We start from the raw sequence: 19,777 nt of genomic DNA, 5'->3' as shown, positions 1-19,777 counted from the left end.
GTGCGGCTTCGCGCCGCGTCCGGCCGAAATCTCCGCGCCGCGGGAGACGCTCCCGCACGCACAAAGGAACCCCATCAATGGCAAAAAAGATGCTCATCAACGTGATGCATCCGGAAGAGGCCCGCGTCGCCATCGTCGAAGAGGGCAAGCTGGTCGATCTGGACATCGAGATCGCGGGGAGCGAACAGACCCGCGGCAACATCTACAAGGGGGTGGTGGTCCGGGTCGAACCGGGGCTACAGGCCGCCTTCGTCGACATCGGGCTCAAGAAGCTCGGCTTTCTCCAGATGGGGGAGATCCACCCCTCCTTCTGGCAGTGGCGAAGTGAGGTCCCCGAGGAGCAGCGCAGCCGCCGTCCCCGCATCCAGGAGATCCTCCGCCGGGGGCAGGAGCTGGTGGTCCAAGTGGAAAAGGGGGAGCGCGACATGAAGGGGGCGGCCCTCACCACCTACCTCTCGCTTCCGGGGCGCTACATGGTGCTCATGCCGGGGAGCGACTCCGCCGGCATCTCCCGCAAGGTGGAGAGCGAGGCCGACCGGAAGAAGCTGAAAGAGAAAGTGGCCGAACTGGAGATCTCCGAGGGGCTGGGCTACATCGTCCGAACCGAGGCCCTCGGCAAGACCAAGACCGAGCTCGCCAAGGACCTCCAGTACCTCATCAAGCTCAACGACACGATCCAGGAAAATGCCGCCGCCACCAAGGGGCCGGCCCTCATCTACCAGGAATCGAACCTGGTGATCCGCACCATCCGCGACTACTTCACCGCCGAGATCGACGAGGTGCTCGTCGACAGCAAGGATGTCTACCGGCAGGCCCGGGACTTCTTCAAGCAGACGATGCCCAAGTACGAGAAGCTGGTGAAGATGCACCAGGAGAAGCGCCCCATCTTCTCCCGCTACCAGATCGAGGAGCAGATCGACCTGATCTACGAGAAGAAGGTGCCGCTCAAGTCCGGCGGCTCCATCGTCATCGAGCCGACGGAGGCGCTGGTCTCCATCGACGTCAACTCCGGCAAGTCCACCGGCGAGAAGGGGGTGGAGGATACCGCCTTCAAGACCAACATGGAGGCCGCCGAGGAGGCGGCGCGGCAACTGCGGCTCCGGGACCTCGGCGGCCTCATCGTGCTCGACTTCATCGACATGCGGGACAAGAAGCATATCGCTGCCGTGGAGAAGACCCTCAAGGCGGCCCTCAAGAGCGACAAGGCGCGGGTCACCGTGGGGCGCATCTCCCAGTTCGGGATGCTGGAAATGTCGCGCCAGCGGATCCGCCAGACCCTGGACCAGGCGAGCGTCCTCGAATGTCCACACTGCTCCGGCCGGGGGAAGGTGAAGTCGGTGGAGAGCATGGCCCTCTCCTTCCTGCGCAAGGTACACGCCGCCGCCGCCAAGGGGACCGTGGCCGAGGTGCAGGGGGGGCTCCCGCTGGAGGTGGCCTACTACCTCCTCAACCGCAAGAGGGGTGAGCTGGCCCAGATCGAGAGCGACTACGACATCGTCGTCACCGTCAAGGGGAAGACCTCTCTCCTCATGAACCAGGTGGAACTGGAGCTGATCAAGCGGGAAAAGCCGCTCCCGGCGGAGGTGGCACTAGAGGCTGTGGAGCCCGTGGAACGGAAGGAGCTGGCGCCGAAAGAGGCGGCCGAAGGCGAGGAACCGGCGGAAGCCGCCGAAGGGAAGAAGAAGCGGCGCCGGAGCAGGAAGAAGGGTGCCGTCGAAGAGCCCCTGGAATCGGAAGCGGCCGAAGAAGCCGCAGAGGCCGTCGCCGAAGAGCCGTCCGGGGAGCCGGAGGCGGAAGAGGCGGAGACCGGCGCCGAGGCCCCGACCGCGGAAGGGGCCAGGAAGAAGCGGAAGCGCCGGCGGCGGCGCGGCAAGAAACCGGTGGAGGGTGCCGCGGAGATTGCGGACGAAGAGGCGGAGGCAGCAGCCCCCGTCGAGGAGCCGCCCCACCCCGCTCCCGAAGCGGAAGCGGCCGAGGGGGAGGCCCCCGCGGCCGAGGAGGCGAAGAAGAAGCGGCGGCGCCGGCGGCGGCGCGGCGGCAAGCGGAGCGCCGAGGAAGGGATCGCAGCCGCAGCCGAGGCGCCGGCAGCAGAAGTCGAGCCCCCCGCCGCTCCGGCCGTGGCGGAGCCCGCGCCCGAGGCGGCCCCGGCAAAGCCGAAGAAACCGCGGGCACCCCGGGCGAAGAAGGGGGCTCCTGCGGCAGGAGCAGCCGAACCGGTGGAAGCTGCTCCGGTCGTTCCCCCCGCCGAGGCGGCAGAGGCGGCGGAGCCCCCGGCCCCGAAGAAACGGGCCCCCCGCAAGAAGAAAGAGCTCCCCGCGGAAGAGGCCGTCGCGGCGGTTCCGGCAGAAGAACCGGCGGCGGAACCGGCGGCAGACACAGGTGAAGCTCCCAAAAAGAAACGGGCCCCCCGCAGGAAGAAGGAACCGGCGCCGGAAGAACCGTCTGCCTGATCCCGTCGTTCGGAGGAGGAACGGAGATGATGAAGCGGATAATCGGAACCGTCGCAGTTCTCACTGCCCTCACGGCATCCCCCGCCACCGCCGCCGGATTCGAGGAGCTCTCGATCTACCCCACCATCCAGTATTTCTCCTGGAGGGAGTACGACACCGACGGCGCACGCCTGCTGAAGGAGGAGGGGCCGCTCTTCGGGGTGGGGGCGGCGGCGACCCTCGACCTCCACGACAACCTCCTCTTTCTGAGGGGAAAGGCGGAACTGTTCGGCGGGCAGGTCGACTACGACGGCCAGACTACCGACATTGACCCCCGCTTTGACGGCCTTCCCGTCAAGAGCGACGTCAACTACTTCGGCGGAAAAATCGAGACCGATTTCTCCTGGCGGCTCCCGGGGCCCGACGGCTACCTGGAGCCCTTTGCCGGTCTCGGCTACCGCCACTGGCTGCGCAACATCGAGGCATCGTCCACCCGGACCCGCGACAACCCTCCCGTCCCGGTGCAAACCGCCTCGGCCACCGAGGAGTGGCTGAGCCTCTATGCCCGTCTCGGCATCCGCGGCACCTACCGCCTCTCCGACTCGCTCCGCCTCTCCCTGGAGGGGGGAGCCCGGTATCCGTTCCTCAACCGCAACTTCGCCGAGGCCTTCGGCCAGGATGTGACCCTCGCGCCCCGCAGCTCATGGTCCGCCTTCGGGGAGCTGAGCACGCAGATCGGCCGCTTCCGGCCGGCCGTCTACTACGAGGGGTTGCGGTTCGGCAGATCCTCCGCCGTTGCGGTCTTCGACCCGGGTTCCGCCCGGTATGTGGGGATCCTGCAACCCGAATCGGCAGCGGACATCGTCGGGTTCAGCTTCAGTTTCCTCTTCCGATAGCGATTCTCCCTCCGCTTAGGCTCCGCAGGCGGAACCTCTCCCGAGAGGTTCCGCTTTTTTGCTGCCGAGGTGTATAACTTTTCCATGCACCCTCGCCCCTCAAAAACAACCCCATAATTTCGAGCAGTTACCACGCAAGACCCGCCCGGACACGCTTTCGGCCCGCCGCGCAAGTATATGCCGGTTATACACATACTCGTGACGCTCCTTCTCCACTTCTCAAATCCCAATGATCCAATCATCGTATTTTCAATACATTGCAAAGATGTTGTGAGCCTAGACTAATCTTTGGTACGACCGGTGCAAAGAGGAGACAAACCCGCCGGACCGGAATACGCGACTGCCGAGGAGATCATGAGCCTGCCTGCGTTCCCACCCCTCGACAATGGGATTCCCCCGATCGCCTTCAGCGGTATCGGGATGGAAGATCTCCTCCTGACCCTTTTCGCCGGCCTGGGGACCATGGCCGTCACGATCCAGCTTCTGCCGGGGCTCATGCTGTTCGGCTCCATGATGAGGAGCCTCTTCGGCGCTCCCGATTATGTCGTTCAACCGGGAAACGGCGCCGACCGCCCCCCGAACTGAGCGCCGCGAGACCGACCACGGCGGTGGCCGGCGACGCTGAAGGGTAATCTCGGGCGAAGAAAGAGTACGGCCCCAGAGCCGCCGGCAGCACGGGTAAAAACGACACGGCCTGCAGCTTTTTTTGCTGCGACAGGGCCGGCCGGCATGACTTTACGCCACGGCATGCTACAGTTACAGCATGATCACCATCGAAAGCCATCGCGGCATTTCAGCCGCCGAACACCGGGTCGAGATCGTTGAGCGGAAAGGGACGGGACATCCCGACTACATCTGCGACGCCATCATGGACTCCATCTCCGTGGCCCTCTCCCGCGCCTATCTCAGCGAATTCGGTCAGATCCTCCACCATAACATCGACAAGAGCCTGCTGGCCGCCGGCCGCGTGGAAAAGGGTTTCGGCGGCGGGCAGGTGACCGGGCCGATGGAGCTGATCATCGGCGACCGGGCCACCTTCGCCGCGGGAGGGCGGGAGATTCCGGTGGCCGAGATCGCCGTGGGGGCGGCGCGGCAGTGGTTCCGGGACAATCTCCGCTTCGTGGATCCCGACGAGCACGTATCCTTTCGCCTGGTCCTCGCCCCCGGCTCCGAGGAACTGACCGACATCTTCGCCCGTCCCGGGGAGGTCAAGGCCGCCAACGACACCTCCGCCGCCGTCGGCTACTGGCCCCTCTCCCCCACGGAGCAGGCGGTCTTCTCCCTTGAGCGGTTCCTCAATTCACCACCCTTCAAGGAGCGTTTCCCCGAGACGGGGGAGGACGTGAAGGTCATGGGGCTGCGGAAAGGGGCCGACCTGGAGCTGACCGTGGCGATGCCGCTCATCGCCCGCTTCATCGGCTCGGAGGGGGAATACTTCGCGCGCAAGGAGGTCGTCCTGAAGGAGATCGGCACCTTTGTGGAGACCCTTGCCGGCTTCGGGCGCCGGGAAGTCTGCCTGAACGCCCTGGACGAACCGGGACGGGGACTGGGGGGGGTCTATCTGAGCCTCCTCGGGACCTCGGCGGAGGACGCCGACTCGGGGCAGGTGGGACGCGGCAACCGGGTGAACGGGATCATCGCCCTGGGACGCCCCCTCGGCACCGAGGCAGCCGCCGGCAAGAACCCGGTGAGCCACGTGGGAAAGATTTACAACGTCCTGGCCCACCAGCTCGCCCGGGAGATCTGCGAGGAGATCGAAGGGGTCCGCGAGGCGTCGGTCCTGCTCCTGAGCCGGATCGGCACCCCCATCGACCGCCCCCGGATGGCCGCGGCCCAGTTGCTGCTGGAGCCGGGCAGGAAGCTCGGGGAGGTGAGCGGCAGGACGGAGGAGATCATTGCCCGGGAGCTGGCGGGAATCGGCGAATTCTGCCGGAAGCTGGCGGAGGGGTTCTATCCGGTCTGCTGAAGGGGCGGGGCTACGTGAGGAGCGAGAGCAGCACCTGCACGATGAGGATCTTGCCGATGGTCGCCACGGGGTATACCGAGGCGTAGCCGATGTTCGGCAGGTCGTTGCCGGTCTGCTCCAGGGCGTAGCCGAGGACGGCGGGCTGGGTCTGGAGCCCGGCCACCATGCCGATGAGAAGGCTCATGGGAATCTTCAGGAGCTTGTACCCGACCCAGAGGGCGAGAAGGGCCGTGACGCAGGTGATGACCGCGCCGGCGGCGAAGATGGCGACGCCACCCCCCCTGGCGAGGGTCGAGACGAAACCGTAGCCGGCCCGGGTGCCGATACCCGCCAGGAAGAGCACCAGCCCGATCTGGCGAAGGGTCATGTTGGCGCTGTAGGGAAGACTCCAGACCATCCCGCCGCTGCGGCCGAGGGTCCCGAGGATGAGCGCCACGATGAGGGGGCCGCCGGCAAAGCCAAGCTTGAGGGTGACCCCGCCGGGGAGCGGGATCGGCACGGTGCCGAGGAGAAGCCCCAGGGCAAGCCCCAGGCTGAAGGTGAGGATGTCAACCTCGGAGACCGCCCGGTAGGAGTCGCCGAAATAGGAGGTAACCTCCCCCATCCGGTCCCGGCGGGTCACCACCCGGACCCGGTCCCCAAGCTCCAGCACCATGTCGTCGTGGGGAAGGAAATCGTCGTCTCCCCGGCGGACCCGCGTGACGGTCGCACCGAAGCGCTCGAAGAGGTCGAGCTCTCCGAGCCGCCGTCCCGCCACCCGGGGGTTGGAGACAAAGATCCGCCGGTAGTCGAATTCGCTCCGGTCATGGGCGATCTCCTCCGCGCTCAGCTCGCCCAGGACCGCCGCCACCCGCTCCAGCTCCGACGCCGTGCCTATCGCAACGACGAGGTCGCCCGCCTGCAGCCGGACCTGGGGACCCGCCAGGAGATATGCCTCGCCCCGCTTGATCCTCCCGAAGATGACGTCCCACTTCTCCTGGCGCGCCAGGGCCGCGATGGTCTGCCGCTCCGCCCCGGGCCACGCGACCCGGATGGTGGCGCTTCGCAGCGCCTCGGTAGCAGCGCCGGCGATCTTGAGCCGTTTTCCCTCCGCGGCGTAGTCGACGCGCCAGAGTTTCTGACTGAGACTGATGGCGAGCACCACCCCCATCACCCCCATGGGGTAGGCGATGGAGTATCCCACCACCGGCTCGGCCAGAAGCTGGTCGGCGAGAGCGGGGGGAGCCATGTGCTTGATCGTTTCCAGGGCGCCGGCCAATGCCGGCGTGTTGGTGAGGCTTCCGGCGAAGAGCCCGGCGGTGACGCTCCCCGACAGGCCGAGGAGGCGCTGGGCGCAGACGGTGAGGAGCGCGGCGATGGCGATCCCGCCCAGGACGAAGAGATTGTTGCGGACCCCCTCCTGCCGGAGCGACGCCACGAATGCCGGGCCGCTGGAGAGCCCGATGGTGTAGACGAAGAGGGCGAGCCCCAGGACGTAGACGATCTCGGGGAGCTTCAGCTCGGGATGGATCGAGCCGATGGCAAGGCCGACGAAGAGCACCGACGCGACACCGAGGCTCGAACCGCGGATGCGGATCCGGCCGAGGGGGTAGCCGACGGCGGCCACGAGAAAGAGAAGCAGGAGAGGATTGTCGATCAGCAGCTTGATCATGGAAAAAATCCGGGAAATGGGATTGGATGGGACCGAGGCCGCAAGGGCTACAGCCGGAGGGTCGGTTTGATGTTCTCCGGGACGTAGTTCCGCTCCACCGGCCACCCCTTCCCGGGGACGTAGACCGTTCCCAGGCGGTAGGCGATGAAGCCGAGCAGATCGAAGGGCTCGGGAAGTTCCGGATCGACCCGGACCACCTTGAAACCGACCAGGTCCCCCACGGTGGGAAAGTCGGTCGCCTCCTTGAGGGTGCACGCCTCGATCACCCGCCCCCCGGTGCGGTTCGCCAGGCGAAGGAGAAAGTAGCGCTCCCCCTCGGAGCCGATCCGTCCCCGTTCCTCCACCAGTGCCGGGATGACCGCCTCCAGCAGGACTTTATTGTCGAGATGCTCGCAGGCATAGCGGAACGCGGCTGCGGGGTTCTCGAAGACGATCGGTTCGCGTTTTTTCCGCCGCAGGAAGCCGAACATGGGATTATCCTTCCTTCCGGGCGGGGCGTCTCAGGAATACCACCAGCGCCCCGCTTCCTCCCAGGTCGCTGGGTGCGGGGGCGAATTCGGCCACCATCCCCTTCCCCTTCTCCCGGAGCCAGCCGACCACCGCCCCCTGCAGCACCGGCTCGCCGGGGGAGTTGTTCCCCTTGCCGGTGATGATGAGCACAGCCTTCTCCCCATGGCGGTGGGCGCCGGCAACGAAGCGCTCCAGCGCCTGCAGCGCCTCGTCCCGCGTCAGACCGTGGAGATCGAGCTCCCTGACGATCCGGATCGTCCCCTTCTTCAGCTCGCGCAGGCGATTCACCGGCAGCGGCCGCACAGGCCCGCCGGCGGCGGGAACCCCCTCGCGGAACGAGACGTCGAGCTTGAGCTTCTTGAGCGCGGCTAGAAATTCCTGCTGCTCCCCTTCGTCGACGGCGGGCGCCGGGGCCGGCCGCGAGGTCTCCTTCTTCGGGGGGGCGGATGCCCGGGGAGCAAGCGGCTTCGCGCCGCTCACCGCCCGGAGAAACAGGGCGGCATCGTCAGGTTCCGGAGCAGGAGGGGGTGAAACGGGTTCTTTCTTCGGCTCCTCCCGGCGGGACGGCTCGGCCCGGAACCCCTTCAGGGTCGAAAAGGGGGTGCTGCGAAAATCCTCTCCCTTCTTCCCGGGCTTTTCGGTTTTGTCGGTTTTTTTCTTCATGACGTCTAGGGGGCTTCCTTCGGGACGAGGATGATCTCGATCCGTCGATTCCTGGCCTTTCCCTCCTCGGTGGAGTTGTCGGCCACCGGCTTGAACTCGCCGTAGGCCACCGCCGCGAGGACATGGGGATCAATCCCCCGGCTCTGGAGGAAACGGGTGACGTTGATGGCCCGGGCCGCCGAGAGCTCCCAGTTGGTCGGGAACTTCTTCGTCAGGTTGCCGACGATCTGGACGTTGTCGGTGTGCCCCTCGATCCGGATCGCCTTGTCCTTCACATCCTTGAGGATGTCGACCACCTTCTGGAGGACCTGGAGCCCCTCCGGCTTCACCTCGGCCCTGCCGGAATCGAAGAGGATGGCGTCGACCATGTTGACCGTAAGCTTCCCCTTGAGCTCGGAGATGGTGACCTGCCCCTGGGATATCTCGCTCTTCATCTTGTCGAGGAGATCCTCGTAGGTCTTGCTTACCTCCTTGACCTTTTCCTCCTTCGCCTTCTGGGTCGCCGCGATCTCGGACTTGAGGCGCCCGTTCTCCTCCTCCAGGTCGGCAACCTTCTGCCGCAGGTCGGATATCGTCTGGGAGAGACTGTCGGACTTGGCCTTCAGGACCTTCTCCAGCTCCCTGTTGTCGGCGGCAAGCTTCTCCTTTTCCTTCGCAACCCCCGCCGCCTCGTCGGTCAGCTTCGCCAGCTGCGTCTTCAGCGAGGCGTTCTCGGCGGAGAGGGCCTGATATTTCTCCTGGAGCGACGAAAGATCCTTTGAAAGTGTATCGGCCTCCTCCGCCTTTTTCAGATAGGTGCTCTGCTTGACGAGACAGCCGGAAAGGGCGAAAGAGACGCACGCGACGAGCAGTGCTGAAGTTAGACGTTTCAACATTAAAATCCTCCTTGATCCCGAAGAATGTCGCAAACCGTGCAGTTTCGCGAACCGTCGGCTACGAGAAAATATACACCGGCACCGCCGCCGCCGCAAGCACGAGGGCCTGGGGAATCCAGAGGCGATGGTAGACCCTCGTCATGTCGGCGCCGAAGTACTCCCGGGTCAGCACCAGGCAGAGGTGGACCGGCGAGAGCATCACCCCGGCGAAACCGCTCCCGAAGGCAAGGGAGAGGAGCCCGAGCGACGGGGGATCCCCCCCCATGAGCGGCATGAGGATCGGGAAGGTAATGCCGACGAAGGCGATGGTGAGGCCGGTCATGAGGCCGGCCAGAAACGGGATGACGGTGATGATGAGAAGCACCGGGAGGCCGCTGGCGGCAAAGAAACGGGAGACGCCGTCCAGCGCCCCCGTCACCCGGAGGGTCTCCTGGAAGATCATGATCCCGAAGACGAGAAAGAGCGCCTTGAGCGACACGCTCTCCCGCAGCGACGTCAGGATTGCCGCCGGCGCATAGCGGTGCCCGGCGTAGAGGAGGAGCGTGACGCCCCCCATGGCGATCACCGGGTTCACCCGGAACATCACCACGAGGACGAGCGTCGTCATGATCGGGGCGATGGTTGCCAGGAACGTCCGAAGCGCCCGTCCCCTGCCGGTCCCCTTTCCCGCTGTGGCCGGCGCCGCCCCGATGCCGGCGAAGCAGAAGAACGCCCCCCAGAAAACCACCGACAGGGCAAAGGGGGCGTTCGCAAGGACGATCCTCTGGTAGGGGATGTGGCAGAGGCCGGCCACGAGGATGATGCCGGGGTAGAGGGGGGAGACGTACTCCCAGATGTGCCGGTACCAGTAGTTGATCATCGCCTTCTGGTCGGCGGGGAGCGAGAGGCGGGCCGACGCCTCGTGGACCATCGGGGCGGAAAACACCGCCCCCCCGGGGGAAGGGAGCATCCCGATCATGGCCGGCATGGCCGCCATGACGAGGCGGGCGTCGGGGAGGAGCTCCGAGAGGCTCTCCACCATCCGCTTCAGGGTCCCCGTGGTGCGGAGGATATTCTCCATGATCATGGTGAAGACAAGGGTGGCGGTCATCTCCAGCGATTTGGGGGAGGCCAGGGCGCTCCAGACGCCGGAGAGAAAGCGCAGCGGCGGCGTCAGGTAGAGGAGGGCCAGCAGGAGGGACCCGGCGGCCATGACCGTCCCGAGATAGATCCTGCGCCGCAGCAGCCAGACCACCACGGCGAGGACGGTGAGTGTTTTCAGGAGATCTGCCATCCACTCCCCGCACCAACGAAAAAAGGGACGGCGCCGTCCCTTTCTCCCGTAAGTCCCCTGTGCAGCCCCCTGCGCCTACTTCCGGACGATCCGCCGCTTCATGCCGCCCATGGCGGCGGCCTGCTGCTTCATGACAACGCTCTGGCGCTCCAGGTGGAACTGCAGCCACATGTCGCCGTACACCTTCATCTTCATCTTCTTCGAGGCCTGGAGCGATTCGAGGTTCGCCTTCAGCTTCTCGTCCCCGGGGAGTTTCTTGAGACCCCGCTCCAGGACATCCCTGGCCTGCCCGAAGTCCTCGCACTCGGTCCAGCAGTAGGCGTAGAGCGCCCAGAGGAGCGACTCCTTCGGGCTCCACTGCACCGCCTTCTCGAAGGTCTCCTTCATCTTGTCGCGCTTGTTGCGCTTCATGTAGGTGATGGCGAGCATCCCCATGGCGACCCAGTTCTTGTTGAACGATTTCTCCAGGTACGGGAAGGCGTTGCTGAAATCGCGCTTGAGATAGTAGATCATGCCGATCTGGGCGTTGATCTGTCCCCCGACGTACATCTGCCACTTGGCGTAACGGAACGCTTCCTTCAGCTCGCGGATCGACTTCTCCACGCGCTGCGCCTGGAGGTCACGGTTTGCGGTCTCCATCACCTCCAGGACCTTCTTCATGATGATGCGGGAGATTAGCAGGAACGATCCCCCGAAGAGGACGATGCCGACGAGGATTGCCCACCACCAGGAGGAAGCGCCTGCGGAAAGGATGATGACAAGGATGGCGGCGAGGGCGATGCCGCCGGAGATCAGGAAGTTATACATGGTATCGGTGTTCCTTTCGTTTCAGTCGGCTCAAGGTGAATCGTGTTCCCGTCGGGCGAAGGGCGTAGCCGGCATGGGGGGTATTCCGGGACGGCGGAGCGGCTAGCCGTTCTCGTCCCCGTTCGGCACGGGAACCATCGCCCCCCTTTTCTCGACGTACTTGGCGACGATGATACGCTTGCCGGGACGAAGCGCCAGTTTTCCCTTCAGGTTGTTCCACGCCGCCAGGATGCGGGAGGAGATGTTGAACCGCTTCGCAAGGGAGGTGATGGTGTCTCCCCTCTTCACGGTGTAGTACTTGTGGAACTCCCGGGAGCTCTCCTTGCGCGGGGGGGCGGCCCTGGCGACCCTCACCGCCTCCTGCTCTCCGGGGGCTGCCGGAACCGGCACGAGGATCGTCCGCTTCCGGAGTTTCTTCCCGACCGGGATCCTGTTCACCTCCGCCAGGGCCTGGGCGGTGGTCCCGTAACGACGCGCGATCGCCGCGAGGGTCTCCCTCTTCCTGACCCGGTGGCGGGCGTAAACGATCCTCTCCCGGTAACGCTGGTCCTCGGAGATTTTGGCGTACCCCTCCTCGAAGAGTTTCTTCGTCCCCTTGGGGACCTTGAGCTCATAATCGGGGTAATCGGGAGGGGTGCACCAGCGCCGCAGCTCCGGATTCAGCTCCTTCAGGGAGTGGTGGCTCACACCGCACAGTTTAGCTACGACCTCCAGGTCGGTGCGCGACGGAATCGTGACCGTCTCGAACTCGACGGGGGGGAGGTACGCCACGTCGGCGAAACCGTATTTGGTCGGCTCCTTGGCGATAATGGCCGCAGCCAGGAGCTTCGGCACGTAATCCTTCGTTTCGCGCTTGAGGTACGATCCCTTGGAGAGCTCCCAGAAATCGCGGGTGTTGTACATGTCTATGGCCCGCAGGATCTTGTTCTCACCGGCGTTGTAACCGGCTGCCGCCAGGTACCAGTTGTTGTTGAAGAGTGCGTAGAGCTCCTTCAGGTACATGGCGGCCGCCACCGTCGACTTGAGGGGATCGCGGCGCTCGTCGATCCACGGGTCGATCCTGAGCGAGTAACGCTTGCCGGTTCCCGATATGAACTGCCAGGGGCCCACGGCATTGGCCACCGACACGGCGCGGGGGGTGAACCCGCTTTCGATCATAGCCAGGTAGACGAGATCCTCGGGGAGCCCATTCTTGCTGAGCACCTCCCGCATCATCGGAACGTAGCGCTCGGAGCGGGAGAGCCAGCGGGTGAACGCCTTGCGCCCCACCGTCTGGAAATAGCTGATGAAATACTCGACCTTGCTGTTGAGGGTGAGGGGGATGTCGGAGTCGGGAAGCTCTTGCTCCGGAAGCTTCAACTCGAATTCGTCGGCAACATCGTTCAGGAGATCGGAGGATACAAGCTCCGAAGCGGTGGAGTCGGGGATCGCCCGCGGCTTGGACTCGTCCGCCAGCGAGGCGACGCGGATGCGCCCCTTCTCCCCTTTCGGCACGATCCCGGCAAGATCGGGGAGCGCGGAGCCGGCACCGGCCGCTGCCAGCTCCCTGAGCGGCGCGAGCTGGGCTTCGGAGGCAAAGGCAGGGGTGGAGAGTGCAATCGTTATGATGATCAGAAGAAGCGCATTTTTCATGGAGGGAACCTTCCGCGCATGGCCGGTGGCCGGATGTGGGAAGTCGGTGCCGGACGGAAGCCGCAGTATAGAGAAATCGGGGGAGGCTGTCAAGGTCAGGGGGTATCCGGCGGTTCGCCGGTATCCTCCGGAAGGGGCTCCCAGGGCGCCGTCTCCCCCGCCCAGAAGCGGTTTTCCATCTCCCGCAGCAGAGGATCGAGGGTCGCCGGTTCCCGGGCCGAGACCTCGATGGCCCCATGGCGCCGGGCAAGCTGGCGCACTTTCATGTGGGCGAGGGGGTTTTTCCGCTTCAGCTCCGGAAGGAGGTCGGCCTTGTTGAAGACCACGAGGCGCGGCTTGTCGGCGAGCTTCAGCTCCCCGAGGATGGTCTCCACCTGGTGGATCTGCTCTTCGAGCCGGGGATTGGAGCAGTCGACGAGATGGAGGAGCAGATCGGCGTCCTGCAGCTCCTCCAGGGTCGCCTTGAAGGCCCCCATGAGCGACTTGGGGAGCGAGCGGATGAACCCCACCGTGTCGGTGATGATCACCTCCCGCTCCCGGGGGAAACGGAGCCGGCGGGTCGAGGTGTCGAGGGTGGCGAAGAGGAGGTTTTCGGTGAAGACCTCGCTCTGCGTCAGGGCGTTTAGCAACGTCGACTTGCCGGCATTGGTGTACCCGACGATGGAGACGATGGGAAGCCCCGCCCTGACCCGCCGCTGGCGCCGCTGCTGACGCCCGCGGGAAAGCTCGTCGAGCTCCCGCTCCAGCTTGGCGATCCGGTCGCGGATCCGCCGCCGGTCGATCTCCAGCTTCGTCTCCCCGGGACCACGGCCGCCGATCCCCCCCATGAGACGCGACATCTGCACCCCGCGCCCCGTGAGCCGGGGGAGGATGTACTTCAGCTGGGCGAGCTCCACCTGCACCTTGCCGTCGAGGCTCGTTGCCCTGCGGGCGAAGATGTCGAGGATCAGCTGGCTGCGGTCGATGACCTTGAGTTCCGTCATCTCCGAGATGGAGCGGACCTGGGCGGGAAGAAGCTCCTGGTCGAAGACGAGGAGCGTTGCCCCGAGCTGGAGCGCCCGGATCACCACCTCCCGCATCTTCCCCTCCCCCATCAGGTAGCGGGGGTTGAACTGCCGGGGGCGCTGAATGACCGTATCGAGGACGGCGACGCCGGCGGTCCGGGCGAGCTCCTTCAGCTCCTCCAGGGAGTCCTCCGCCTCCTCCCGCGCCTGCTTGGTGACCGAGATGAGGATCGCCCGCTCCCCTCCACCCTTCACCTCCCGCGCCTCGGTGGAGACCGCGGTTTCGAGGGACTGTTCGAGGGAGGAGACGAAGGAGCCGAAGTCCATCCGGAACGGGGCGAGGGGCTGGGACGGCTCCACCCGGTACGGATGGCCGGTATGGTCATCCGGGACGAGGGCGGCGGTCTGAATCGAGAGACGGCGGTCGTCCGGGTGCATCTGGATGATCGCCATGATGTCGAAGCGCAGCAGCGCCAGGTCGGTCAGGTCGTCCTCCGAGAAGGACTCCCCCTTCAGGTGGGTATGGATGAAGCGCAGCCCCCGCAGGAGCCGGCGCCCCAGGGGGTAGTCGGAGAGCTCGGGGATGAAGAGCCCCTTCTCGTCGCCGACGATCACGTATTCCACGGCCCCGTGGCGGTCGACGAGGACGCCGATCTGCCGCCGGATCTCCCGGGAGAGCTCCACCATCCGTCCCGCGAGCTCAGGGGTGATGAGTTCGTCGGGGGGGACGCGGCGCCGGTAGAGTCGCTCCAGGGCGGCCGTCTGGCTCGGTTTGAGCCCGATGAGGTTGCCGTGCAGTTGTTTGATATCCAGTTCTCCGCCCGTCCGGACAGTTCGTGCCTTGTCCGAACCTTACCGGTCCCCGGTCCCTGGTCCCGGTTTTCCTACAGCCCGATGATGTTGTAGCCGCTGTCGACGAAGTGGATCTCGCCGGTGACGCCGCTTGAGAGCGAGCTTGCGAGATAGAGCGCGGAGCCCGCCACCTCGTCCTGGGTGATGTTTCGGCGCAGCGGGGCCTTCTGCTCCACGTAGCCGGCGATCTGGTTGAAACCGCCCACCCCCGCCGACGCCAGGGTCTTCAGCGGCCCGGCGGAAACGGCGTTCACGCGGATGCCGTCGCACCCGACCGATTCCGCCAGATAACGGACGCTCATCTCGAGGGCCGCCTTCGCCACCCCCATGACGTTGTAGTTCGGAAACACCTTCTGGCCGCCATAGTAGGTGAGCGCCAGGACGCTCGCATCGCGTCCCTTCATGAGGGGGTAGGCTTCCTTCATCATGGCGATCAGGGAGTAGGCGCTGATGTCCATGGCCAGGGAGAACCCCTCGCGGGTTGTGTTGAGGAAAGAGCCCTTGAGCTCCTCCTTGTTGGCGAAGGCGACCGAGTGGACGAGGATGTCGAGCCCCCCCCACGCCTTCTCCACCTCGGCGAACACCTGCTTCAGATCGTCGTCGTTTCGTACGTCGCAGGGGAGCACGAGCTTCGCCCCGACAGCCTCGGCCAGGGGGAAGACCCGCTTGGCCACCGTGTCGTTGGCATAGGTGACCGCCAGCTCCGCTCCCTCGCGATGAAACGCCTGGGCAATGGCCCACGCGATGCTTTTCTCATTGGCGATCCCGAAAATTATCGCCTTCTTGCCATCCAATAACCCCATTCACATTCCTCCTGAAAATCTTAGGCACGCATCCCCCGCACCAGCTGCCACCCCTTGCCGCAATCGGCCCGGGATGAGGAGATTCACCGCCGGGCCGGATTTGGGGATAGTAATAAAAAAACCTTTTTTTGGCAAGACATATGGCCGTATTATGGCAAACTGGGAAAGGGTGAAGTCATGATCAACACATTCAATGCGGTCATCGAGGGAAGCGAACGGCTGAGCGGCTTGGCCGACGTGGACGAGGTGGTGAAAGGCCTCGCCCGGCTGCTCAAGAGGATTGTCAAGAGCCGGTGGATCGCCGTCTACTTCTTCGACCGGGAGCGCCGGGACTTTGCACCGGCCCGCAGTTACGGCCTCCCCCCCCGTTTCGTCCCGGTCTTCCGGCAGATGCCGCTGGTACCGGACAAGATCCCCCTCCTCAAGGGGATGCTCCGCAAGAAGCAGCATCTCGTCCTGACCGACCCCGGCACCTCGGAACTGATCCCCCCCCAGTTCCGTTCCCTTCTCGCCAACCTGACCCTGCTCGCCGTGCCGATGGTGGCCCGCAACCAGGTGATCGGTGCGGTATTCGTTGCCCGCACCCGCGAACTGCCGGCCTTCTCCGAAGAGGAGGTGGCCGTGATCCGCGACCTGGTCGGCCACGCCGCCCTGGTGGTCTCCCACATCCAGATCTTCGACGAATCCCTCGACATGGCCCTCGACCTTGCGGGGCGGATCGACGTGATCCTCACCCTGGACGAGATCAACAAGGCGATATCGTCGTCACTCTCCCGCGAACGGATCATGGAGACCGCCATCGGGCAGATCGAGCGGATCACCCGCTGCGAGTTCGTATCGATCCTCCAGACCGAAGGTGGAGATCTCGTGGTCATGGCCTCCCGCGCCGAAGAGTTTCCGGTCCCCGAATCCCTGCAGGCCGGTGCCCGGCTTCCCCGGGGGAGATGCGCCGCCTGGAACGCCCGCCGAAGCGGCAAGAGCACCTGCGTTGCCTATCTGGCAAGATCCAGAAACCTCGGGACGGTCGACCGGACCCTCTTCTCCACCGGCATCAGATCGCTCCTCGCCGTTCCCCTGATAGCACGCGACGAAGTGACGGGGGTCCTTCTCCTGGGCGACACCGACCCGGGGAAGTTTGCGCGGCAGGAGACCTTCACCATTGAGAAGATCGCCTCCCAGATGGCGGTGGCCCTGGAGAACGCCCGGCTCTACGAGGACATGCGGAACCTCTTCATCAACACCGTGGCGAGCCTCGCCAACGCCATCGACGCTAAGAGTCCCTGGACCAAGGGTCATTCCGAGCGGGTCATGCGCATCTCCGCCCGCATCGCCACCGAAATGGGGCTTCCGGAAGAGATGGTGGAGCGGGTCAGGCTCGGCGGGCTCCTCCACGATATCGGCAAGATCGGGGTGATCGAGGCGGTCCTGGAGAAACCGGCCATTCTCTCGGAAGACGAGTTCCCGCCGCTGCGCTCCCACCCCGAGAAGGGGGTCGCCATCCTGGCCCCCATCGAGCAGTTGCGCGATGTGCTGCCGGCCATTCTCCATCACCACGAACGGTTTGACGGCAGCGGCTACCCCCACGGGCTCAAGGGTGAGGAGATTCCGCTGTCGGCCCGGATCGTGGCGGTTGCCGACTCCTTCGACGCCATGGTCTCGGAACGCCCCTACAAGAAAGGGTATGGCATCGGCGAAGCCCTCGCCGAGCTGCGGGCCTGCGCCGGGAGTCACTTCGATCCGCAGGTGGTGGAATGCTTCTGCCGCTACGTGGTGCGAACCATGGGGGATGCGCTGGAAGGGGGGGTCCGGGAGGCCATGAGGAGGATGGCGGGAAAGTGAGACGGCGGACCTATCCCCTCTCTGTTGCAGGGGAGTCCGAAGGGGAGCCGGCTTTTCCACTGTCCGCTTCGGCGGCGGCAAGACGCTCCTCCAGGCGGGCGAGCCGCTGGTCCACCGACTCCAGGAGGATGACCGCCCGCTCCACCCTCCCCTTCACGGCAAAGACCACGAACGGCATGACGAACCAGATCACGGCCAGAAACAGCCCGAGAATCGACATCATCACCATGAAACCGCCGAAGATTTCCATACCCCCCCCGTTTTCCGCGAGATCGACGCCCGCAGGGTAATCCCCCCCGCCTCAAAAGTCAATTCTCCTGTTTTTCCGCCCTGTTCCATGGTTACGAAGCGGTGAAGATTTCTCTTGCGTTTTTCACCCCCCATGCTACTATGCCCAAATTTTAAGCAACCGGTTCAATCGATACGCGATACCATGCTCAAGCCCCTTGCCATCGGCTCCCTGGCCCTGGAAAACAATCTTGTTCTCGCCCCCATGGCGGGCATCACCAACCTTCCCATGAGGCTCCTGGCACGGGAACAGGGTGCCGCCCTCTGCTTCACCGAAATGGTGAGCGTCAACGGCCTCGTGCGCGACGGCCAGAAGAGCTTCGACCTGGTGCGGAGCATCGCCGCGGACCGCCCCCTGGGCGTCCAGCTTTTCGGCGACGCGCCGGAGACGGTGGCCGAAGGGGCGCGGCTTGTGGAGGCCGACGCCGACCTCATCGACATCAACATGGGGTGTCCGGTCAAGAAGGTGGTCGGCACCGGCGCCGGAAGCGCCCTGCTGCGGGAGCCGGCGAAGGTCCGGGAGATCGTGCGGGCCGTGCGGCGGGCAACACGGCTCCCCCTCACGGTGAAGATCAGGAGCGGCTGGAGCTGCGGCGAACCGAACTTCCTGGAGATCGCCCGCATCGCCGAGGGAGAGGGATGCGACGCCATCACCCTCCACCCCCGGAGCCGCTCGCAGATGTTCGAGGGGCGCGCCGACTGGACCCATATCGCCGAACTGAAACGGGCCGTCGGGGTCCCGGTCATCGGGAGCGGCGACCTCTTCACCGCCGCCGACGTCGTCGCCATGCTGGAAGATACCGACTGCGACGGAGTGATGGTGGCCCGGGGCGCCCTCGGCAACCCGTGGATCTTCCGTCAGGCCCTCGACCTCCTGGCGGGGCGCGGGGAGACGACGCCTTCGCCCGACGAGCGGCTCCGGGTGGCGCTGCGGCACCTGGAGCTCTTCATCGAGACGGCCGGCGAACGGGTGGCGCTGATGGAGATGCGCAAGCACCTCTCCTGGTACTCCCACGGGGTCCCCGGCGCGGCCCGGTTCCGCAAGGATATCAACACCATCGAGGGCAAAGGCGCCCTGCTCGAAGCGCTTCGCCGCTTCTTCACCCCGGAGGCGCCATGACCCAGGAAGAAAAGACCCAGGAGTTTTACGCCAACATCATCGACAGCGTCGGCGACGGCGTGATCGTCATCGACACGACAGGGCGCGTCGCGCTCATGAACCCGGCGGCGGAGGAGATCACCGGCATATCCCGCCGCCAGGCCCAGGGAAACCTCTTTTCGGCCCTGTTCCGTGACGTGGAGATCCTCCGGGAGATGGCGGAAAAGACCGCCGCCACCGGCATGAGCATCTCGGACCACGAGAACATCGTCATCCGCAAGGCCAAGCACCTTACGCCGGTCTCCGCCACCACCTGCCCCCTCATGCTCGCCAGCGGCGAGATGACCGGCACGATCCTTATCCTGCGGGACCTGACGAGCATCCGGGACCTGGAGGACGCGGTGCGCCACGCCGACCGGCTTTCGACCCTCGGGACCCTGGCGGCGGGGCTCGCCCACGAGATCAAGAACCCCCTGGGGGGGATCAAGGGGGCGGCCCAGCTCCTGGACCTGGAACTTCCGGAGGAGAGCGAGCTCCGGGACAATGTCCGGATCATGGTCAGGGAAGTGGAACGGGTCAACCGGATCGTGGAGGAGCTCCTGGCCCTTGCCTCGCCCCGGCGGCTGACCCTTGCGCCGGTGAACCTCCACAAGGTCCTCGGCGACATCGTTACCCTTCAGAAGCGGGCCACCGAGGGGCGCAAGATCAGCTTCCTGCAGCAGTTCGACCCGAGCATCCCGCCGATCCTGGTCGACGAGGGGCTCCTGACCCAGCTCTTCCTGAACCTGATCAAGAACGCAGTGGAGGCGGTGGATGACGGCGGCCTCGTCCGGATCACGAGCCGCGTCATCTCCGACTACAGCCTGACCCAGAAGGGGGAGCGCCGTTCCCGCATGGTGGCCGTGGAGGTGAGCGACGACGGCCCCGGCATCCCGAAGGAGCAGCTGGAACAGCTCTTCACCCCGTTCTTCACCACCAAGGCAAAGGGAACGGGGCTCGGCCTCGCCATCTGCCAGAAGATCGTTTCCGAGCACCGAGGGATGATCAAGGTGGAGTCGGACCCCGGCAAGGGAACGACCTTTACGGTGATGGTGCCTTTGATTCAGTAAATCAGGGGCTGGGGGCTGGGGACTCGGGGCTAGTAAATTCATGAACTTACTAGTCGCCAGTCCCGAGCCCCTGGTCCCTCT

Annotated in this window: 17 protein-coding genes; 7 read left to right on the top strand and 10 right to left on the bottom strand. The window is 65.2% G+C overall.

Annotated elements, in window-relative coordinates; all coding sequences use genetic code 11:
• Positions 1 to 77: 77 nt before the first annotated feature.
• The 4 genes from M6689_RS03960 (at position 78) to M6689_RS03945 (ending at position 5,291) form a co-directional block, all read left to right on the top strand.
• Entirely contained in the window at positions 78 to 2,450 is a 2,373-nt protein-coding gene (locus tag M6689_RS03960) for an Rne/Rng family ribonuclease (RefSeq protein WP_298268094.1), read from the top strand.
• Between the two features lie 26 nt (positions 2,451 to 2,476).
• Positions 2,477 to 3,325, top strand: coding sequence for a hypothetical protein (locus M6689_RS03955; RefSeq protein ID WP_298268092.1), 849 nt, complete (start codon positions 2,477 to 2,479; stop codon positions 3,323 to 3,325).
• Positions 3,326 to 3,679: 354 nt separating this feature from the next.
• Positions 3,680 to 3,910, top strand: a complete 231-nt coding sequence (locus M6689_RS03950; protein WP_298268090.1) for a hypothetical protein — start codon at positions 3,680 to 3,682, stop codon at positions 3,908 to 3,910.
• Positions 3,911 to 4,088: 178 nt separating this feature from the next.
• Positions 4,089 to 5,291, top strand: coding sequence for a methionine adenosyltransferase (locus tag M6689_RS03945; RefSeq protein WP_298268087.1), 1,203 nt, complete (start codon positions 4,089 to 4,091; stop codon positions 5,289 to 5,291).
• 10 nt (positions 5,292 to 5,301) lie between these two features.
• On the opposite strand, the gene M6689_RS03940 is transcribed toward M6689_RS03945, so the two are convergent.
• From M6689_RS03940 to M6689_RS03900, 9 genes are all read right to left on the bottom strand, one after another.
• Positions 5,302 to 6,942, bottom strand: coding sequence for an aspartate:alanine exchanger family transporter (locus M6689_RS03940; protein WP_298268086.1), 1,641 nt, complete (start codon positions 6,940 to 6,942; stop codon positions 5,302 to 5,304).
• Between the two features lie 47 nt (positions 6,943 to 6,989).
• Positions 6,990 to 7,412, bottom strand: coding sequence for a hypothetical protein (locus M6689_RS03935; protein WP_298268084.1), 423 nt, complete (start codon positions 7,410 to 7,412; stop codon positions 6,990 to 6,992).
• Positions 7,413 to 7,416: 4 nt separating this feature from the next.
• A complete protein-coding gene (locus tag M6689_RS03930; RefSeq protein ID WP_298268081.1) occupies positions 7,417 to 8,115 on the bottom strand; it encodes a Smr/MutS family protein in 699 nt (232 codons plus the stop codon).
• A 5-nt stretch (positions 8,116 to 8,120) separates the two neighbouring features.
• A complete protein-coding gene (locus tag M6689_RS03925) occupies positions 8,121 to 8,990 on the bottom strand; it encodes an OmpA family protein (RefSeq protein WP_298268079.1) in 870 nt (289 codons plus the stop codon).
• 58 nt (positions 8,991 to 9,048) lie between these two features.
• Positions 9,049 to 10,263: a DUF401 family protein gene (locus M6689_RS03920; RefSeq protein ID WP_298268076.1), complete on the bottom strand. Its 1,215-nt coding sequence runs from the start codon at positions 10,261 to 10,263 to the stop codon at positions 9,049 to 9,051.
• Positions 10,264 to 10,338: 75 nt separating this feature from the next.
• On the bottom strand, positions 10,339 to 11,070 hold the full coding sequence (locus tag M6689_RS03915) for a hypothetical protein (RefSeq protein ID WP_298268074.1): 732 nt from the start codon (positions 11,068 to 11,070) through the stop codon (positions 10,339 to 10,341).
• A 102-nt stretch (positions 11,071 to 11,172) separates the two neighbouring features.
• A complete protein-coding gene (locus tag M6689_RS03910; protein ID WP_298268072.1) occupies positions 11,173 to 12,702 on the bottom strand; it encodes a lytic transglycosylase domain-containing protein in 1,530 nt (509 codons plus the stop codon).
• A gap of 95 nt (positions 12,703 to 12,797) precedes the next feature.
• On the bottom strand, positions 12,798 to 14,393 hold the full coding sequence (gene hflX, locus M6689_RS03905; RefSeq protein ID WP_298268070.1) for a GTPase HflX: 1,596 nt from the start codon (positions 14,391 to 14,393) through the stop codon (positions 12,798 to 12,800).
• A gap of 197 nt (positions 14,394 to 14,590) precedes the next feature.
• Positions 14,591 to 15,361 carry an enoyl-ACP reductase gene (locus M6689_RS03900; RefSeq protein ID WP_298268067.1) on the bottom strand — a complete coding sequence of 257 codons (771 nt, stop codon included), beginning with the start codon at positions 15,359 to 15,361 and terminating at the stop codon, positions 14,591 to 14,593.
• Positions 15,362 to 15,538: 177 nt separating this feature from the next.
• On the opposite strand from M6689_RS03900, the gene M6689_RS03895 reads away from it, so the two are divergent.
• Entirely contained in the window at positions 15,539 to 17,200 is a 1,662-nt protein-coding gene (locus M6689_RS03895) for an HD domain-containing phosphohydrolase (RefSeq protein WP_298268064.1), read from the top strand.
• A gap of 10 nt (positions 17,201 to 17,210) precedes the next feature.
• Here M6689_RS03895 and M6689_RS03890 read toward each other — a convergent pair whose 3' ends face one another.
• Positions 17,211 to 17,450: a hypothetical protein gene (locus tag M6689_RS03890; RefSeq protein ID WP_298268062.1), complete on the bottom strand. Its 240-nt coding sequence runs from the start codon at positions 17,448 to 17,450 to the stop codon at positions 17,211 to 17,213.
• A gap of 183 nt (positions 17,451 to 17,633) precedes the next feature.
• On the opposite strand from M6689_RS03890, the gene dusB reads away from it, so the two are divergent.
• The gene (gene dusB / locus M6689_RS03885) at positions 17,634 to 18,608 is read left to right on the top strand and encodes a tRNA dihydrouridine synthase DusB (protein WP_298268059.1); all 975 of its coding nucleotides are present in this window, start codon (positions 17,634 to 17,636) and stop codon (positions 18,606 to 18,608) included.
• A complete protein-coding gene (locus M6689_RS03880; RefSeq protein ID WP_298268055.1) occupies positions 18,605 to 19,696 on the top strand; it encodes an ATP-binding protein in 1,092 nt (363 codons plus the stop codon). The genes dusB and M6689_RS03880 overlap by 4 nt, the downstream gene beginning before the upstream one ends.
• The last annotated feature ends 81 nt before the right edge of the window (positions 19,697 to 19,777 follow it).

The sequence above is a fragment of the Geobacter sp. genome, assembly GCF_027327745.1.
Taxonomy (GTDB): Bacteria; Desulfobacterota; Desulfuromonadia; order Geobacterales; family Geobacteraceae; genus Geobacter.
The sequence above is the reverse complement of the archived record's forward strand: the minus strand, read 5'-3'. Positions and strand labels throughout refer to the sequence as shown.

Excerpts from the sequence above, each read along its gene's own strand:
- M6689_RS03915 (WP_298268074.1), bottom strand. The coding sequence starts at position 11,070 with ATGTATAACTTCCTGATCTCCGGCGGCATCGCCCTCGCCGCCATCCTT.
- M6689_RS03900 (WP_298268067.1), bottom strand. The coding sequence starts at position 15,361 with ATGGGGTTATTGGATGGCAAGAAGGCGATAATTTTCGGGATCGCCAAT.
- M6689_RS03925 (WP_298268079.1), bottom strand. The coding sequence starts at position 8,990 with ATGTTGAAACGTCTAACTTCAGCACTGCTCGTCGCGTGCGTCTCTTTC.
- M6689_RS03945 (WP_298268087.1), top strand. The coding sequence starts at position 4,089 with ATGATCACCATCGAAAGCCATCGCGGCATTTCAGCCGCCGAACACCGG.
- M6689_RS03920 (WP_298268076.1), bottom strand. The coding sequence starts at position 10,263 with ATGGCAGATCTCCTGAAAACACTCACCGTCCTCGCCGTGGTGGTCTGG.
- M6689_RS03880 (WP_298268055.1), top strand. The coding sequence starts at position 18,605 with ATGACCCAGGAAGAAAAGACCCAGGAGTTTTACGCCAACATCATCGAC.
- hflX (WP_298268070.1), bottom strand. The coding sequence starts at position 14,393 with ATGGTGGAGCTCTCCCGGGAGATCCGGCGGCAGATCGGCGTCCTCGTC.
- M6689_RS03895 (WP_298268064.1), top strand. The coding sequence starts at position 15,539 with ATGATCAACACATTCAATGCGGTCATCGAGGGAAGCGAACGGCTGAGC.
- M6689_RS03940 (WP_298268086.1), bottom strand. The coding sequence starts at position 6,942 with ATGATCAAGCTGCTGATCGACAATCCTCTCCTGCTTCTCTTTCTCGTG.
- M6689_RS03930 (WP_298268081.1), bottom strand. The coding sequence starts at position 8,115 with ATGAAGAAAAAAACCGACAAAACCGAAAAGCCCGGGAAGAAGGGAGAG.
- M6689_RS03950 (WP_298268090.1), top strand. The coding sequence starts at position 3,680 with ATGAGCCTGCCTGCGTTCCCACCCCTCGACAATGGGATTCCCCCGATC.
- M6689_RS03910 (WP_298268072.1), bottom strand. The coding sequence starts at position 12,702 with ATGAAAAATGCGCTTCTTCTGATCATCATAACGATTGCACTCTCCACC.
- M6689_RS03935 (WP_298268084.1), bottom strand. The coding sequence starts at position 7,412 with ATGTTCGGCTTCCTGCGGCGGAAAAAACGCGAACCGATCGTCTTCGAG.
- M6689_RS03960 (WP_298268094.1), top strand. The coding sequence starts at position 78 with ATGGCAAAAAAGATGCTCATCAACGTGATGCATCCGGAAGAGGCCCGC.
- M6689_RS03890 (WP_298268062.1), bottom strand. The coding sequence starts at position 17,450 with ATGGAAATCTTCGGCGGTTTCATGGTGATGATGTCGATTCTCGGGCTG.
- M6689_RS03955 (WP_298268092.1), top strand. The coding sequence starts at position 2,477 with ATGATGAAGCGGATAATCGGAACCGTCGCAGTTCTCACTGCCCTCACG.
- dusB (WP_298268059.1), top strand. The coding sequence starts at position 17,634 with ATGCTCAAGCCCCTTGCCATCGGCTCCCTGGCCCTGGAAAACAATCTT.